Source organism: Spirochaeta cellobiosiphila DSM 17781 (assembly GCF_000426705.1).
Classification (GTDB): Bacteria; Spirochaetota; Spirochaetia; order DSM-17781; family DSM-17781; genus Spirochaeta_E; species Spirochaeta_E cellobiosiphila.
Genome location: NZ_KE384555.1, coordinates 302737 through 319336 on the forward strand (window position 1 = coordinate 302737; position 16600 = coordinate 319336).

The window sequence follows — 16600 nt, forward strand, 5'->3', positions numbered from 1 at the left end:
TGTTTATGAGTATTTACTAACTACTTCTCAGCTGTTTCTGGAATATCGAGAAAAATTTTTAAACTTTTTTCTTAAAAATACAAAAAAGTTTCCTCCTTTCCCTTAAGAAAGGAGGAAACTACTAAACATTTAAGTAGTCACACTTAATTGTCTTTGAATCATCTTATAATAGAGACCCTGTTTCTGTTCTAGTTCTTGAGGTGTACCCCACTCTTTTACATGGCCCTGATCAAATACGATAATCTTATCTGCCTGGGCTATTGTCCTCATGCGATGGGCGATCACCAGTACGGTTTTATTGCTGATAAGGTAAGACAGAGCTTTTTGTATTTTGCTTTCATTCTCCACATCTAAGGAAGCAGTGGCCTCATCCAGAATGACAATGGGGGCATCTTTTAAAAGAGCTCTGGCTATAGAGATTCTCTGTCGTTCTCCCCCGGACAGAGTACGTCCGTTCTCTCCGATAACCGTGTTATAACCTTCTGGCATAGACAAGGCGAATTCGTCACATTGAGCTAATTGGGCTATCCTCAACACTTCCTCATCACTGGCATCCTTACGTCCAATCCTTATGTTATCCAACAAGGAAGAGTTAAAGAGAACCACATCCTGAAACACAATGGACAAGGATTCATAGAGGGTTTCTGGATCAACATTTTTAATATCAATGCCCCCTATGGTTATTTGTCCCTTGTTCACATCCCAGAAGCGAGCCGCTAATTTGGCAGCTGTTGACTTGCCACTTCCAGAAGGTCCTACAAGGGCGGTAACTTCCCCCTGATTCAGAGAAAAGCTCACATTATTAAGGACTGTTTTACCTTCTTCATAGGCAAACTCTACCTTCTCAAATTGAATGTCATAAGAAGAGGGAGCAAAATCTTTGCTTCCCTCCTGTACGGGAAGTGCCTCCATTTGCTGAACCCGGGATATGGGGATATCCAGATGAAAGAGAGCGGCTAAATTATTAAGGACTTCCTGTATGGGTTCATAGATTCGAGAAGCAAAGACTAAAAAAACAAGAAAAGGGAATACTTGTGTGGAACTTTGCGTGCTTAGATAAACACCAACAAGGACCAGGGTTAGGATTCCTAGTTTTAAGACTCCCTTCGAACTGTCAAGAAAGAGTCCAGTAATCAATTCGCCCTTTCCAATGGCCTTTTCGTATTCCTTGAGCTTACGATCGGTCTCCCTACTATAGGAATCTTCCCTATTGTAAGCTTTAATATCTTGTACATTCTCCATGCCTTCCTGGACATGGTCACTTACAGCTCGTTTCGCTAAGTAAATCTTCTCATTGTTTTTTATTTGTATCCTTTTAGATAGTAATACAAGACCTCCTGCAACAGGAGCCACCCATAATAAGGCCAGAGCCATAGGCCAGTTGTAGATAAATAACCCAATAGAGGCCATGGCAATCGTGATAAGGGAAGCAAATAACTGGGGTACCGCATGACTAAAGGTATGTTCCAGCTCTGTACAATCACTCATGATGGTTCCTGTTAAATCACTCAAATTCTTCTCCCCAAAAAAACTAAGTGGTAATCTTCTTAGTTTTTCTCCCAAGGAAAGTCTGCGGTTAGCACTTTCTTCATAAACAGAGGTGAATGTACTTCGATATTGTCCTTTTGCGATCAACCAGGTAATCCCAAAGAAAAGCACTGCTATCCCTATATAAAGGAAAATAGGATGGGTACTTTGGGGAAGGAGGATCTTCTGTTGTATTTGCTCTGTCAAGAATACAAAGACATATAAAGCAGGAAGCATAAGAGCGATATTCAATAGTGTTGTCCAAAGCACCCCTTTGAGAAAAGACTTTGCACCCTCAGGGGACAAAGATAAACGCTGTTGCAAATACTTATACATTTACTACCTCCTTTCCAATCTTCCAGCTTATGGATCTCTGATACTCCTCCCATAGGTAGGTATAAAGGGATTCCTTCTGCAGTAATTCTGTATGGGTTCCTTCTTCGAGGATTTGTCCTTCCTTTATGACAAGGATTTTGTCACATTGGATAACGCTAGTTAGCCTATGGGCAATCATGAGAACAGTCTTCCCTTTGGTTAGATGGTTAAAAGCCTTTTGAATAAGATGCTCATTTTCAGGATCTGTAAATGCGGTTGCCTCATCAAGAATAATAATGGGAGCATCTTTTAATATGGCTCGCGCCAGAGCTATACGCTGTTGTTCTCCTCCAGAGAGATAAGTTCCACCAGGACCTATTAGGCTATCAAGACCTTCAGGAAGTTTTTGAATGATATCTTCACAGTGAGCCAGAGATAAACATTGGAGTATCTGGTCATCAGTGGCCTTTGGTTTTCCTATTAATAGATTATCTTTGATCGTTCCCTTGAATAATCGGGTTTGCTGAAAGACAAAGGATATGGAGTTCATCAATTGCTCTTTGGGAATGTCACATACATTTACTCCACCGATCTGTACTTGCCCCTCATTGCAATCCCAAAAACGGGGAATCAAACGTGCTATACTAGTTTTACCACTTCCCGATGGGCCTACTAAGGCATAAGTAGTCCCTTCCGGTTGGACATAATTAATCTTATTAAGAACTAGGTCCTGAGAATCGGGATAAGCAAAGTTAACGTCTTGGAATGTTATAGAGTGATCCTTTAAGGTGACAGAATGGGTGGGTTCCTTTCGATCATCCGCTTTTAATAAGGTCTCAATCCGACTCAAGGCCTCTTTCGCTTGAGCAAAGGCTTCATTGATATGCATGGATCTCATAATGTTACTAGTAAAGATTGGTGTTATCAAAATATAAAAGAGAACATTAGTGATGACAGTCGAAGAGGGTTCTCTCGAGAATAAGAATAGAGCTAAAGGAATAAATAGATAGGCAAAACTATTGATAACCGTTGTATAAAGAGACATGGGAGTCTCCCACATGTTCGTATAACCAGCTACCATATTCTTATAATTAATTATGGTCTTATGAAAATTCTTAAAGGAAAAGACTGATTGCTGAAAGACCTTAACAACAGGAATACCACGTACATATTCTACAGCCTCTGTATTCATGTCCTCTAAAGCACCCATATAATTCATCATAAACTGTCGTCCTTTAGGAGACATCATGGTTGTCATGAGAAAAAATGCCATAGACATGGGGATTAAACTGACAAGACCAAACCTCCAATCGAAAGCAAAAATCATCACTAAAGAAGCAATGGGGATAACGATAGTTCCTGCTAAATCAGGTAATTGATGCGCCAGAAAACTATGGGTGATACTGACATTATCATCAATTATTTTACGAATAGCTCCAGTTGACCTTTGACTAAAGAACCCTAAAGGTTTGTTTATCATCTTTCTAATCCCCTCTGCTCTGAGGCGATTTTCTACTCTAAAGGCTGCCAAATGGGACAAACTCAAAGCAATACAGTAGCTAATAACACCACCAATACCTGTAGCGATTGTTAATAAACTTAGGTCGGTGATCGTCTTCTGAGAATAGCTTCCTCCTAGTAAAATCTTTATGATCTGCCATATAAAGATATAAGGAGCCATTCCCAAAAGAGCACTTAAGGCTGAAAATAAAAGGGCAATAGGAAGAAAGATCTTACGTCCTTCCATGTAATTTTGCAGCTTTCTAAGAGTGTTCATCAATAAAACCTCCTTTAATGAACATTGTTCTTTTTTGATTTAAAAAAATTCAAACTTTCATAATTCTCTTCCATCCTGCAACAGAGAACTCCATAGCTTCTGTCAGAAAGACCTCCAGTTCATCTTCTGATAATTCGTGGGTTATAAGTTCTTTGATTACACTCATCCAGTAGGCACTGTAGGTATGTATAAAAAAAAGGGAGACCGAACCATTTACTTGTCCATATTTTTGGGACATTAACCTAATATACTCTTCTCCCATGACTGTCATTTTTTCAATGTAATGCTGGGTAATATCTCCTCTTGCCACTCCTTTGGATTTGAAGAACAGAATATATAACTCTTTCTGATGTCTACGTATAAGATGAATAAAGAAACGGATCTGCTTTTTTAGTATCTCAGAATTGTCATAGACATCCATAGTCAGATGAGATCCACGATTGTGGGCTATCATAGCTTTGTCCAATAAATGAATCACATCATGCAAGGCTTGTTCAAATATGTCATCTTTATTGGCAAAGTAGTTATAAATATTACTGAGACTTACCCCGGCTTTATTAGCAAGAGATCGCATACTAGTCCCGTCAAACCCTTTATCAAGGAATTCAGCACGAGCAGCATCTAATATATTTGTGTAAACCTTATCCTTCTTAATCTGCATTAACTATTATTTAAACAATGTGGTAGATAGTGTCAAGAGGAATGTTCCTGTTGGTACCTTCTTCTAGGTAGAGAATCTGGATATTCTCTTTGAATAAACTCTATAAGTTTTTCCCGTATAAAGACACGAAGATCCCAGGCGGTGGGAGAGTTCCTGGCACTTACCAGGATTCTGATTTCCATAGAGACTTCTGTAGAATCGGTCACTTGGAGAACATTTACTTTATGGTCCCATAAGGAGGTGCTATTTAATAGTCTAGTTAATTCTGTTCGTATCACGTCTAAGGGGACAGAATAATCTAGATAAAGGAACACAGAACCGACAATTTCAGCATTATTTCTAGTCCAGTTCTGAAAGGGCTTTTCCAAGAAATAATTAGAGGGAAGGACCAAACGTCTTTTGTCCCATAAACGGACAACAACATATGTTAGGTGTATCTCCTCAATCCAACCCCACTCATTTTCTACGATAACGGCATCTTCCAAACGAAAGGGTTGGGTAAAGGCAATCTGGATTCCTGCAAGAACAGCTCCTACCACTTTTTGAGCAGATAGACCAATCACAATACCAGCCAACCCAGCAGAAGCAAATAGCCCCACACCAATCTGACGGACAGAGTCAAAACTAAGGAGTATCATCCCTACCATAAGAAGAAGGAGAAGAAAATTGAGTACCTTTTCAAGGATTCCCACTTGTGTGTGAACCTTTCTGGATTTTAGATTATCTTCATCATTGATGTTGTATTTGCTTAATAAGACATCCTTAAAGGACCGTATCAAAACTCGTAATGCCCATGTGACAGAACATATGACCAGGATAAGAGTGAGCTTTTCAATAATTAAACTAAACTGATTGTTTATAGAAAAATAACTGATTACCCATGTTCGTATTAAGACTAGGATAAGACTGAGTACAATGGGAGTAATGAGAGTTATGGTCTTTTTAATAATAAGGGCCTCCTTAGATAGTATAATCATAACAAAGGCGTCCTGCTAGGAAAAGGGTAATATCTGTTACCTTACAAATGTTTTGGGTTCTTCTTTACTTTCCTACGTTATTAGGCACACAAGAGACAATTCCTTACAAAAAAGTATTGCTTTTAAAAGGAACTTACTCCATTCTTGGACTTATGTTTCTGTCACGTTCTGATAAAGTTAAAGGGCAAAAAAGCTACCTTACTTATACTTTCATTAATGGTCTGGGATATAGCTTTTTGGCAGAGACCATTATCTACTTGATGGCCCTCCATTTTGGTGCAGACAATACCCAGTTAGGATATATTTCATCAACAGTTTATCTCACTGGTCTGGTGGTTTTCTTTGTTCCCCGGTATTTCCCCGGTGTTAGGATTGTTAACTTATTCTTTGGAGCATGGCTGTTACGGGGACTTGTCTGTCTGGCCTATGGAGGTGTGTTCTATCTCCCCCAGAGATATGCTGTCTATCTTATTATTGGAGTCTACACCCTATATTGCTTGCTTCGTAATGTGGCCTACCCTCTTAATCATGTTTTACAGGGAATTGTAACAAAGCCTTCTGAAAGAGGGAATTACAGTTCAAAGGTCATGGTTGTGCTCTATGCCTCTATGATGCTGTCCCGCTTTATTAGCTTCACAGGCTTATCCATTTATGAATCCAATGAGTTAAAAGGTATCTATTTTCTATTAGGTTTGGGTATTATTCTTAATACAGCCGCTTCTATAGCAGTCAAGCGTATACCTGTAAAAGATACGATTCAGAGAAGTAACTTAGGAGAATCTTTTCAGAAATTCTTAGGTTATTTAAAAGATTCCCGACACCGTATACTTATCCTCTTATATTGCGGCGGGATGTCCCTCATTGTACTTTTTAATTTTACTGTTCCCTTTTTGCGTAAATCAGTGGGGATTCCTTCTAATATCATTTTTATCTTTACTACGATTAATTTCCTCGGGGTTATTATATCCAGTCGCTTGGCCCGTCCCTTTCTTGATCGCTTTGGCAGCAAACCCCTTTTGACAATTGTTAATCTGATTATCATTGTATTATCTCTCATATGGGTTATGTTACCTGGATCTACAGATTTGTGGATCTTCTTTCTGCTGGGATTTATTTCCCTGTTTTTTATCGGGATGATTCGTTTATTACTAGATCGTCTTATTGTTAATTCTATTCCCGAAGATGATCGTGTTGGCTTTTCCTCCGCTGTGGCAGTGGTGTTTTCTTTAGTATCATTGGGAGTAGGACTTTTAGGTGGATACTTAGCCGATTTTTCTTCAGCACTCCACTTAGCCATTCCTCATGAATACAGTTTATCCTTTGGGCTTATGGGCTTATTGGCTCTGTTTAATTTTGCATTGTCCTTGCTTTTGCAGGAAAGAGGTAGTCTATCTGCTAATCAATTCCTTAACATTCTTATTAACCCAAAACACTTAAAGACTATTCACAATATTGACCTATTAAAGAGAACCCAAAACCAGGTAAGAAGACAGAGCTTGCTAGCAGAATTGGAATCTGACCAAAGCCATTTGGCCACACAGGAAATACAAAAGAGATTAAAATTAGCAACCTTGCGAGATAAGGAAATGGTAATCCGCTCACTCTTTTCGAACCCTAGACCAGAATTAGAAGAGGATATTATTGAAGAAGCTATGGATAATTATTCATGGTGGAGACAGTCAGCAATCTTTGCTCTGGGCGCCTATAATAGCCCCAAATCTAAACAGGCGCTGCGTCAAATCATGGAGGAAAGTTATCCCTATATTAAATCTATAGCGGCAAAATCTATGGCACGTATCCATGATTATTCCTGCCATCAGGAGATACTGGACCTAGTTTATACGCCTAAGCTTGATGTCAGAACCTATATTAACTTGGTCATCGCCCTTTCTATTATTGAGAGGGAAGGGGGTTATTGGAAAATCATCTTTGATCTGATTCCCCGGAATAACAGTTTTCGCTTTAAACAAAGCCTATTTATCATTGGTTCAACCAGAAACAACTTTCAGCCCCCCTTAGAAAGTCTTTTTCATGAATTAAACTTATCGGAACAAGGAGGCTTTGATACCCTTTTTGAAGAGATCGCAGATATGTCCCTGTCAGAAGAGGAATTCACAAGACTATTCAGATTAAGTAAACAAAAGGACTATCTGGGCTTGTGGGACTGGTGTAGGAAAAGATGTACAGCTTTGACCCTATTAGAACCTTTTGAGTCCCTCAGATTGAACATCCTTGGTTTTAAGGGGAATAGCATATCTCCTACTCTCGCTTTAGCAGGATTATATTTCACTATGCACCTGGATAAAAACAATCAGCAGCATTGAAGGCAGATGAAGAGAAGGCCGAATAAAGCTGCTGTATAGACACAGCAGCCTAAATTTTATTTTGACAGAAGAGGAACTTTTTTTACCTCATGTTTGCTTTGTTCAAATACTTCTAATACTTCAGAAGATGGTTTTGGAGTAATAAGACTAACAAGTACTGTGACAATAAAAGCAAGGATAAAACCAGGAAGAAGTTCATAAAAATATTCTCCAGGAATGTTGATAAAGTTCTTAACGACAAAGATCGTACCCGCACCTACTATCATTCCAGCCAGGGCCCCCCATTTTGATGTTCCCTTCCATAACACGCTTAAAACAATGATTGGGCCGAAGGAAGCTCCAAATCCACCCCAGGCGTAACCAACCATACCAAGTATGCTTCCCGAATCATTATAGGCAATGAGGAATGCCAAAAGGGCAAAACCTACAACCCCAAAACGACTAATCATAGCTTTCTTCTTGCCTGATTGACTGGCAATAAAAGGAATATCTTCTGTTAGTGAAGAAGTTAGTACCAATAACTGGGAATCCGCTGTAGACATAACAGCAGCTAGTACAGCAGCTAATACAAAACCACCAAAAAGGGGATGAAATAAGGCACTTGTTAAGGCAAGAAAGATACGCTCACTATTCGCAGCTTCTCCATTTAAACCTGGCAAAGGATGAATTGAGTTATACCCAATACCAATGATACCTATGACAGTAGCCAGAACTAGACACACCCCCATCCAGGTAACACCTATTCTTCTGGCGGCAGGCACATCTTTCACGTCACGAATCCCTATAAAACGAGCTAATATATGGGGTTGACCAAAATAGCCAAAGCCCCAGGCCAGGAGGGATAATCCTGATATCCAAGAAGTTTTAAATTGAAAGGCATTTGGACTGGCAGCCAGGATTTGTGATCCTTGTCCTCTAATGGCAAAGTAAGCCAAAAGGGCACAAAAGATGAGAGCCCCCAGCATCAATAAGCCCTGAATGAGGTCAGTCCAGCAAACAGCTAGATATCCACCAAGAAAGGTATAGGAGACAACCACAGCAGTAGTGACAATTAAACCAAGATGTTCACTGGCATTGAAGGTATGAGAAAAGAGAAGGGTTCCCCCTTTCAGACCTGAAGCAACATAGAGGGTAAAGAAAAACAGAATGACAATAGTAGACACAACTTTGAGAATACCTAGCTTGTCATCAAAGCGTTTTGATATAAAGGATGGTAAAGTAACAGTGCCATAACGACCTGTCATAGACCTTAGTCGCCCTGCCACAATCAGCCAGTTAGCATAGGCTCCTATCAATAATCCTAGTGAGATCCAGACGCCCTCCTTTAAGCCTCCTGCAAAAACAGATCCCGGTAAGCCTAGTAGTAACCAGCTGGACATATCCGAAGCCCCAGCGGATATTGCAGAGGTGAAAGGACCAAGAGTCCGTCCTCCTATGATGAAATCACGATTGTTTCTTGTTTTGTTCATCGATATATACCCGATGACCAGCATGAGCAGTAGATATAATCCGAATTGAAGATAATACAAGATCATAAAAAAACCCCTAAGATTTTACTTATTATTAATTAAATTAAATATTAATTAATATGATTAATCTTAGGGGTTATGAACTTTCTCTGTCAAATGCTTAATTAGTCTAACTTAAATCCTGAGAATTCATTAGATAAAACTTTGACAACGTCCTGATTATTACGGGCTACACTTTGTAATTGAGTGACCAGATGTATCATTTCTTTGGTCCCTTCTGTTTGTTCCTGTGTTGCCACTTTTATTTCCTGGAAGGCTTGAGTAATCTGATCTACAGCTTGGCGCATTTCAGCATTTTTACTCATTTCCTCATTTATCACTGTTTTAATTTTTTGTGTGGCATCAACAAGAGAGGTGATGGAACCTAGGATTTCATTGGCACCTGCACTTTGTTCATCCATGGCTGCGGATATTTCCTGGATCAATTGACTTGACCTACTGACATCATCAGAGACTCTTGTCAATGCTTTACCAGCCTCATCAGATTGAGTTACTCCATTATTAACAAGGGATACCATTTCCTTAATATGTTCCTTGATCTGTTTGGCAGAAGTGGAAGAATTTTCAGCTAAATTCCTTACTTCCTGAGCTACAACAGCAAATCCCCGACCCGCATCACCAGCATGGGCAGCCTCTATGGCAGCATTCATAGCTAAAAGGTTAGTTTGGGCAGCTATCTTGGTAATGACAGCAACAATTTTGTTAACTTCATCACTAAAGGCTTCAACAGATTTAACAGCCTCTATCGATTTAAGAACAGCATTGTGTCCATCTCCAGCGACACCTTCCAATTCTGAGGATAATTTGTTCGCTGTTGAAGTGGTTTCATGAACAGATTGAATATTAGCTGCCATTTCATTGATAGAAGAAGACGTTTGTTCCACAAAAGAGGCTTGCGTTTCCACAGAAGCACTAACAGATTCTAAAGAATCTATCATTCCTCTAAGACTGGCTCCGGTATGTTCAATTACTTCTGTTCGAGAGGTGGTTGTTTTATTGATTTGCTCTACAGAGGCGACCATCTCTTCCGTGGCAGAAGAGGTGTTTTGCAACTCTTTCAGGATGACTTCTGCAGATTGTTGAACCTGAGTAGCAGAATTCTTGACAACTAACAATTTATTTCTCAAAGTCTCTACGAATTTATTCACATAACTTATAATGACGGCGAAGTCATCTATCTCTAATATCTTAATTTTTTTGGTAAGATCTCCATCCCCTTCTGTTAGGTCCTTCATTTTATCCTGGAGATCCTTCATTTGCCTTCTTTGCAGTATTCCTAAGGTATAATAAATAACGGCAGTCTGGATAAGTAGAAGAAAAATAAGAAGTGAATATCCTTTTCCTAAAGTATCAAGTTCAATCTGCATACCTTGGGAGTTACTCTTATCTGAGGAGGTATTTTTTATGCTTGGCATATCCTGACCCATGAGGGTCAACATTCGTTTCTGCATATTTTCCATACGTTGACCGGAAACATCCGTTAGACGTAGTGAAACATCTGTGAATATTAACATAGCATTCAGAATTAACAGGATAGGCAAGATAGAGTTAAAGAAGAATTGCTTTTGGGTTAATCTAATCTTTGTATTGATTTCATGCAAATCAAGAACATATAACAAACGTCTTCTAACAAATAGCTTGAACCTTATATAGTTGAAAACCAACACAACAAGGAGTAAGCTCAATCGGGATCCAATATGAAAGACTGTTGTAACCAGACTCGTATCGTATTCCAGTCCCCAAAGATTACCAAAAAGATAGAGAACAGACATGAGGATGGAAACATAGGGAATGTATTTATCAAACTTTTTTATGTTATTCTGATACTTATCAGAATCCACATCTTTTGTTAAAAACTGTCTTTTATATATCCTTTGAACAGGTGTCATATAAATAAAAGTAAAAGCACCTATTATGAGCAAAGGAATTACCAAGTCCAAAAATAGAACGACCAAAAGAAATGCTACAGTCTTTTCATTCTGAACAAATCCCATTCCATGAGTTACACTAATAGAATCCATTATTAAACTAAAAAAAACAAGAAACGTATAAGAGGACAAGCCATTAACTATAGCCTTCACCTTTAAATTAGGGAAATGTGAGCTCAAATAGGCTTCTGATTTTTTCATGGCCCTATCAATGGCTTTTTTAGCATTATTATGATCCTGCTTAGACGGATTATCTAATTTACTTTTTTCTTGATTATTCAAGTAGTTACTCCTCTGTAAAAATCATTATCCACTTTAAATTATATAGGGTCACATGGCAAATTCATTTTATGACTTTTTCCATATGATATGTATGTTATGAAAATAAACAAAAACTATAACTGGGACAAGAGAAGGATTTACGAAAGCTGTCGACCATAGTCCACGAGTTATAAACCATAAGTTAAGAAGAGCAAGAAAACTGGTAAATACAAGCTTTAATTTGTTAGACTTCATGAAGGGAATTTGTATTAGTAGTAATCCCCAGGGAAAGGTCCATAAAATATTGAGGTTGAGTGCTGTAGCACTATGGTCTGTCCCCAGCCACATGAACAGTAAGAATATTGTTAAAATGGAAAGGATAACATTGGCGACTATATCATAGATTCTTAATGAAATAATCTGCTTTCTCTCGAGATAGAATAGAATCATTCCTATTAATAAGAGGAGAATAGTATAAGGTAATGGTTGTCTATAAAAAGGAGGAACAGAGAGTGTTGTAATCCCCCTGCTTTGATAGATGATATGTTTATCCATTACGAGAGGTAACCATTGACCATCCTCGTAGACTTCGGCGTTATCGACAGCTTCCATCAGATCGTGGGGGAGAAACATTTTATTATGATTAAGGATTTCTTTATCAGATTCCTGCCCTAATATGATGTTTATTCCCATACCAGTCCATGGTTTTACTTTTAAGTGTGGTTGAATCATCCTTTGATAAGAGGTTTGACTTCCTTCATAGGGAGCATTGAAACGGACAACTTCTGGAAAAGCATTAAGAAGATACTCCCCTATCCTTGTAGCACAGTTATCTTTAAAAAAATCATATTTGTAGAAACGATTTTCCGGTTTATATGTTTCTTTGATAAACTCAAAGAAGTCCTGTTTTTCCTCTGTATCTAATCGAAGAACTTGCTCTGTTAAAGTAAGATCTCTCATAACATACTGCTGAAGGGCATAGCGAAAAAGAGTTACATCCATTAAATAATTGAGACGTCCACGTATAAATTTGAAGTAAAACCCTTCTGTATTAAAATCAAACTTACCCCAATCAACGGCCCAGTCAATATTATTCTCAATGTCTTTTATTCTTATTATGGTATGGCCAAATGTGGCATATAACTCAGGACCATCACTGACTGTAATTAGACTAAACTGAGCATGAGGGCCTATTTTAAATTGATCCAGATCATCTGCAAATAGATAGCTTGAAGAGATCAACAATATAAGTATAAATATGAGCTTTTTCATCGTCTTCCTACCCTAGCACAGATGAAGATATGGAGCTAGTTGCAATTTTATAGATCTTCCCAATCTAAGGTCTTACTGACTGCTTTTTGCCAGTATTTGTATTTATATGATCTTGTATGTGCATCCATCTGAGGTGACCACTCGCAATCTATATGCCATTGTGCCTTTATTTGTTCTTTATCATGCCAATAGGAACTGCTTAAGCCTGCTGCATATGCCACGCCCAAAGCGGTTGTTTCTGTGATTTGAGGTCTTATAACAGGGACATTCAGTATATCTGACTGAAATTGCATCAATGTATGATTATTCGTCATACCCCCATCTACTTTTAAACAACCTAGATCTATATTTGCTTCTGCGGACATGGCATCAAATATTTCTTTACTTTGAAAGGCAGTAGCTTCCAATACAGCTCTGGCCAAATGACCTGAATTGACATAGCCAGTTAAGCCAGTGATAACCCCACGGGCATCAGGTCGCCAATAGGGAGCAAAGAGTCCACTAAAAGCAGGAACGATATACACACCACCCGAATCTTCAACACTTAGGGCTAAAGTCTCAATATCATCTGACTTTTCAATAAAACCAAGATTGTCCCGAATCCATTGAACTAAAGAGCCTGCGATAGCTACAGAACCTTCTAAGGCATAGATAGGTTTAGAGTTGCCTAACTGATAAGCAGGTGTTGTTATGAGCCCTTTGGTTGACTTTACTATATCAGTACCTGTATTCACTAAAAGAAAAGCACCTGTACCATAAGTATTCTTGCAGTCCCCACGTTCATAACAGGTTTGACCAAAGAGAGCTGCTTGCTGATCCCCAAGAATAGCACCTATAGGAACCTGTGCTTGAAAAGGTCCATCTTTAGTGGTAAAGCCAAAGGGAGAAGATGGTACACTGGGATATATCCTGGGTAAATATTCTTCTTTAACTCCAAAGGTGTCCATCATATCTTTGTCCCAAGTTAAGGTATGAATATCCATTAATAATGTTCTACTGGCGTTGGTAATATCTGTTACAAAAGAGCCCCCCTGCGGACCTCCGGTCAACCACCATGTGATATAGGTATCCATGGTTCCAAAAAGAACTTCTCCTCTGGATAAGGCCTTTTGAAGTTCTTTATTATTCTCAATCATCCAGTTGATCTTGGATCCACTGAAATATGTTGCTAAAGGAAGTCCGGTTTTATTTTTTATAGAGGATTCTTTGTTCTGAGCCTTAATATCTTGAATAAAGGATTCAGTTCGCACATCCTGCCAAACGATGGCTCTTCCATAAGGATGTCCCGTTTGGGGATTCCAAGCTACTGTCGTTTCTCTTTGATTCGTAATACCAATAGATTGAACTTGATCACCTGAAATACCTGCCTCTGTGAGAGTAGATCGTATAACTTGCTGAGTTCTTGTCCATATTTCTAAAGGATCATGTTCAACCCAACCTGGTTTAGGATAATATTGTTTATGTTCTAATTGCCTGGAATAGGCAATTTTACCTTCTTTTGTGAATAATAAGAATCTTGTACTAGTTGTGCCCTGGTCGATAGATCCAATGTATTTTGACAAGTTATCCCCCTTTTATGCCCTATGAGGATAAATCAGGACTGTTTGGGGGTCAAGTTTAAACCTTTATCCACCCTGGATAGAGACTCTGAGCGTTTAAGCGTGCATATTTAAGCCCCTGCTGAAGGGATGTGGGTAAACCTTTATGACAGCTCAAAGCCTGAGCAAGGCCGGCCGTCATGGCATCCCCACAGCCTATAGGGTTTATTATGTTTTGAAGGGGAGGCACAGGTACTTCATGATACACTCCACAAGTAGCTACCAACACAGACTTTTCTTCACGAGTTATTATAAAGCTGTTGTTATATTGAAAGGATAGTTCCCTTATGAGGTCCTCTATTGAAGTGGTATTACTGAAGGTAGATAGTATTTCTTTATGATTGATTTTTACGACATCAGGTCTTATTTCTTTGTCGATCAAACTGGCCCTAAGATCGTCTCCCTTATAATCGGCCAGAATAGGTACCCCTTTTCTCTTAGCCTCTTGGACAAGCTGGGTATAAAGAAGATCATCAAAGCCCTTTTGCTTACTTCCTGCCAATACAATAAAAGATATGTGAGGAATTAATTGCTTATACTCTCTTTTTAGCTCTTCCTGAACATCTGTTAGTTCAGCATAACTTTCATCAGCTACTATTTCGGTTACAATGTTTGTTGACCTATCAATAATAGTTGTACAGGTTCTGGTTAGTCCTGGCATAAGTTTATGAATTATATTTAATTGATCTTTTGTCTGTAATTGAAACCACTGCTTCAGGTTAATCTCACCTAAGGGAGATAATCCTATATTAGGAACTCCTGCCTGTGTTAAAACTCTGGAAACATTTATGCTTTTACCAGCACTGACATAATGACACTCGTCACTTCTATTCACCTTGCCAAGACACCATTTATCAAATATTAATATCTTTTGTATAGCGGGATTAAGACCAACGGTTAATATAGGCTTTACCTTCACGAACATTCCTTCTGCTATAAAATAGGACTAAAGATCCTAAACAAACTATTACGCAATCTAAGGAGGAGAGGCCGCTTTTGTATACTACTCAAAAAAACTTCCTTAGAAGATTCAAGATCTTTATTATAGGTATTAACTAACTCTCTCCCGATAGTTTCATCAAAAATAAGAAGATTAGCTTCAAAATTAACTTCTAAGCTTCTAATATCCATATTACAACTACCTATTGAGATATATTTACTATCCGCGATGACATATTTGGAATGAAGGAATCCTGCTGTATAACGATAGATGCGGACTCCAGCCTTAAGCAATCTTTCGTAATAGGTCTGACCGACCCAATAGGGTATCCTTTTATCTGGAACTCCTGTCATCATGAGATTAACCTGAACTCCTTTCATAGCAGCCTCTTCCATGGCTCGCAACAGAGAGGCATCAGGAACAAGATAGGGGGTCTGAATATGAACAGATTCTTTGGCATTGGCAATAAGGGAAAAATAATTGATAGCAATAGAATCCCAGGGACTATCGGGACCAGAGGTAAGAACTTGTAAAGGAGTACTCCCTAAAGGATTATGCTTTGTGACAAACTGTTCCCATTGATGTTCAACCTTGCCCCCACTATTATACCAGTCAGATAAAAAGACTGCTTGCAGTATGGATACGCCTTCACCTTCTATCTTTATCTGGGTATCCCTCCAGGACTTCATGCGTTTAGTACCACTAATATATTCCTGTCCTATATTCATCCCACCGGTATAGGCTGTATGACCATCAATAACCACAATTTTACGATGATTGCGATAGTTTACTTTAATGTTGGGTTTCAATACAGAAATATCTAACCAATAACGGTATTCAATTCCAGAAGATAAAAGGGATTTCTTATAAGCTCTACTAATGGCACCAAAAGAGCCCCACCCATCAAAAAGGAGACGGATTTCTACTCCTTCTGCTGCTTTTTGAAGGAGAATATCTTTTATTTCTTCTCCTAGTTGGTCCGAACGCCAAATGTAAAACTCCATATGTATTAATCGTTTGGCCTTCTTAAGTTCTTCTTTTAGATCCTTGAAAAAATCTTCACCCTTATGGAATAGGGAACATTGATTATTCAATGTCAAAAGAGAATTATTACATTTCTGCATCATTCTTATGAGGCGTATTTTTTCAAAATCCTCTTCTTCTCCTGACGAGACAAGATCCTCTAAGTATTTTTTCTGTAACCATAAAAAAGGAGCAATCTCCTCTTTGAAAGAACTCTCCAGGTTAGTCTTCATCAGTTTGCGTTTGCGCCAATTAATACCAAAGAGTACATATAAAAGCAGACCGAAGGACTGAAGAAAGAATATGGCAAGCAACCAGGAAATCATAGAATGATCATTGTCTTTTTCTAAAAATATAGTAATGACCGCAATGATGGTAATGCCAATATTTAGGTACATCAGGATTTTTAAGAATAACTCCATGTACCAAGTGTAGACTTATTAGATACCTTTGTCATCATAGCAAATA

Annotated in this window: 11 protein-coding genes; 1 reads left to right on the plus strand and 10 read right to left on the minus strand. The window is 38.5% G+C overall.

Annotated elements, in window-relative coordinates; translation table 11 throughout:
• Positions 1-129: 129 nt before the first annotated feature.
• From K345_RS0111715 to K345_RS0111730, 4 genes are read right to left on the minus strand one after another with little or no spacing between them, the layout of a single operon-like run.
• Positions 130-1863 (minus strand): ABC transporter ATP-binding protein, encoded by a 1734-nt coding sequence (locus tag K345_RS0111715; protein WP_028974305.1) that lies wholly within the window; start codon positions 1861-1863, stop codon positions 130-132.
• Positions 1856-3619 (minus strand): ABC transporter ATP-binding protein, encoded by a 1764-nt coding sequence (locus tag K345_RS0111720; RefSeq protein ID WP_028974306.1) that lies wholly within the window; start codon positions 3617-3619, stop codon positions 1856-1858. Before K345_RS0111720 ends, K345_RS0111715 begins: the two co-directional genes overlap by 8 nt.
• A gap of 49 nt (positions 3620-3668) precedes the next feature.
• The gene (locus tag K345_RS0111725; RefSeq protein WP_028974307.1) at positions 3669-4280 is read right to left on the minus strand and encodes a TetR/AcrR family transcriptional regulator; all 612 of its coding nucleotides are present in this window, start codon (positions 4278-4280) and stop codon (positions 3669-3671) included.
• 32 nt (positions 4281-4312) lie between these two features.
• Positions 4313-5257, minus strand: a complete 945-nt coding sequence (locus K345_RS0111730) for a mechanosensitive ion channel family protein (protein ID WP_083963746.1) — start codon at positions 5255-5257, stop codon at positions 4313-4315.
• A 152-nt stretch (positions 5258-5409) separates the two neighbouring features.
• On the opposite strand from K345_RS0111730, the gene K345_RS0111735 reads away from it, so the two are divergent.
• Positions 5410-7581, plus strand: coding sequence for an MFS transporter (locus tag K345_RS0111735; RefSeq protein WP_169714808.1), 2172 nt, complete (start codon positions 5410-5412; stop codon positions 7579-7581).
• Positions 7582-7637: 56 nt separating this feature from the next.
• Here the strand turns inward: K345_RS0111735 and putP are convergent, their stop codons facing one another.
• From putP to cls, 6 genes are all read right to left on the minus strand, one after another.
• Positions 7638-9116: a sodium/proline symporter PutP gene (gene putP / locus K345_RS0111740; protein ID WP_037572126.1), complete on the minus strand. Its 1479-nt coding sequence runs from the start codon at positions 9114-9116 to the stop codon at positions 7638-7640.
• A gap of 98 nt (positions 9117-9214) precedes the next feature.
• Positions 9215-11320: a methyl-accepting chemotaxis protein gene (locus tag K345_RS0111745; RefSeq protein ID WP_028974311.1), complete on the minus strand. Its 2106-nt coding sequence runs from the start codon at positions 11318-11320 to the stop codon at positions 9215-9217.
• A 66-nt stretch (positions 11321-11386) separates the two neighbouring features.
• On the minus strand, positions 11387-12571 hold the full coding sequence (locus tag K345_RS0111750; RefSeq protein ID WP_028974312.1) for a lipoprotein N-acyltransferase Lnb domain-containing protein: 1185 nt from the start codon (positions 12569-12571) through the stop codon (positions 11387-11389).
• Positions 12572-12618: 47 nt separating this feature from the next.
• Entirely contained in the window at positions 12619-14133 is a 1515-nt protein-coding gene (gene glpK, locus K345_RS0111755) for a glycerol kinase GlpK (RefSeq protein WP_028974313.1), read from the minus strand.
• 55 nt (positions 14134-14188) lie between these two features.
• Entirely contained in the window at positions 14189-15088 is a 900-nt protein-coding gene (locus K345_RS0111760; RefSeq protein WP_028974314.1) for a 1-phosphofructokinase family hexose kinase, read from the minus strand.
• Between the two features lie 14 nt (positions 15089-15102).
• A complete protein-coding gene (cls, locus tag K345_RS0111765; protein WP_083963748.1) occupies positions 15103-16554 on the minus strand; it encodes a cardiolipin synthase in 1452 nt (483 codons plus the stop codon).
• Positions 16555-16600 lie beyond the last annotated feature (46 nt).

Coding starts and splice junctions, on each gene's coding strand:
- K345_RS0111715 (WP_028974305.1), bottom strand. CDS start 1,863: ATGTATAAGTATTTGCAACAGCGTTTATCTTTGTCCCCTGAGGGTGCA.
- K345_RS0111720 (WP_028974306.1), bottom strand. CDS start 3,619: ATGAACACTCTTAGAAAGCTGCAAAATTACATGGAAGGACGTAAGATC.
- K345_RS0111725 (WP_028974307.1), bottom strand. CDS start 4,280: ATGCAGATTAAGAAGGATAAGGTTTACACAAATATATTAGATGCTGCT.
- K345_RS0111730 (WP_083963746.1), bottom strand. CDS start 5,257: ATGATTATACTATCTAAGGAGGCCCTTATTATTAAAAAGACCATAACT.
- K345_RS0111735 (WP_169714808.1), top strand. CDS start 5,410: ATGTTTCTGTCACGTTCTGATAAAGTTAAAGGGCAAAAAAGCTACCTT.
- putP (WP_037572126.1), bottom strand. CDS start 9,116: ATGATCTTGTATTATCTTCAATTCGGATTATATCTACTGCTCATGCTG.
- K345_RS0111750 (WP_028974312.1), bottom strand. CDS start 12,571: ATGAAAAAGCTCATATTTATACTTATATTGTTGATCTCTTCAAGCTAT.
- cls (WP_083963748.1), bottom strand. CDS start 16,554: ATGGAGTTATTCTTAAAAATCCTGATGTACCTAAATATTGGCATTACC.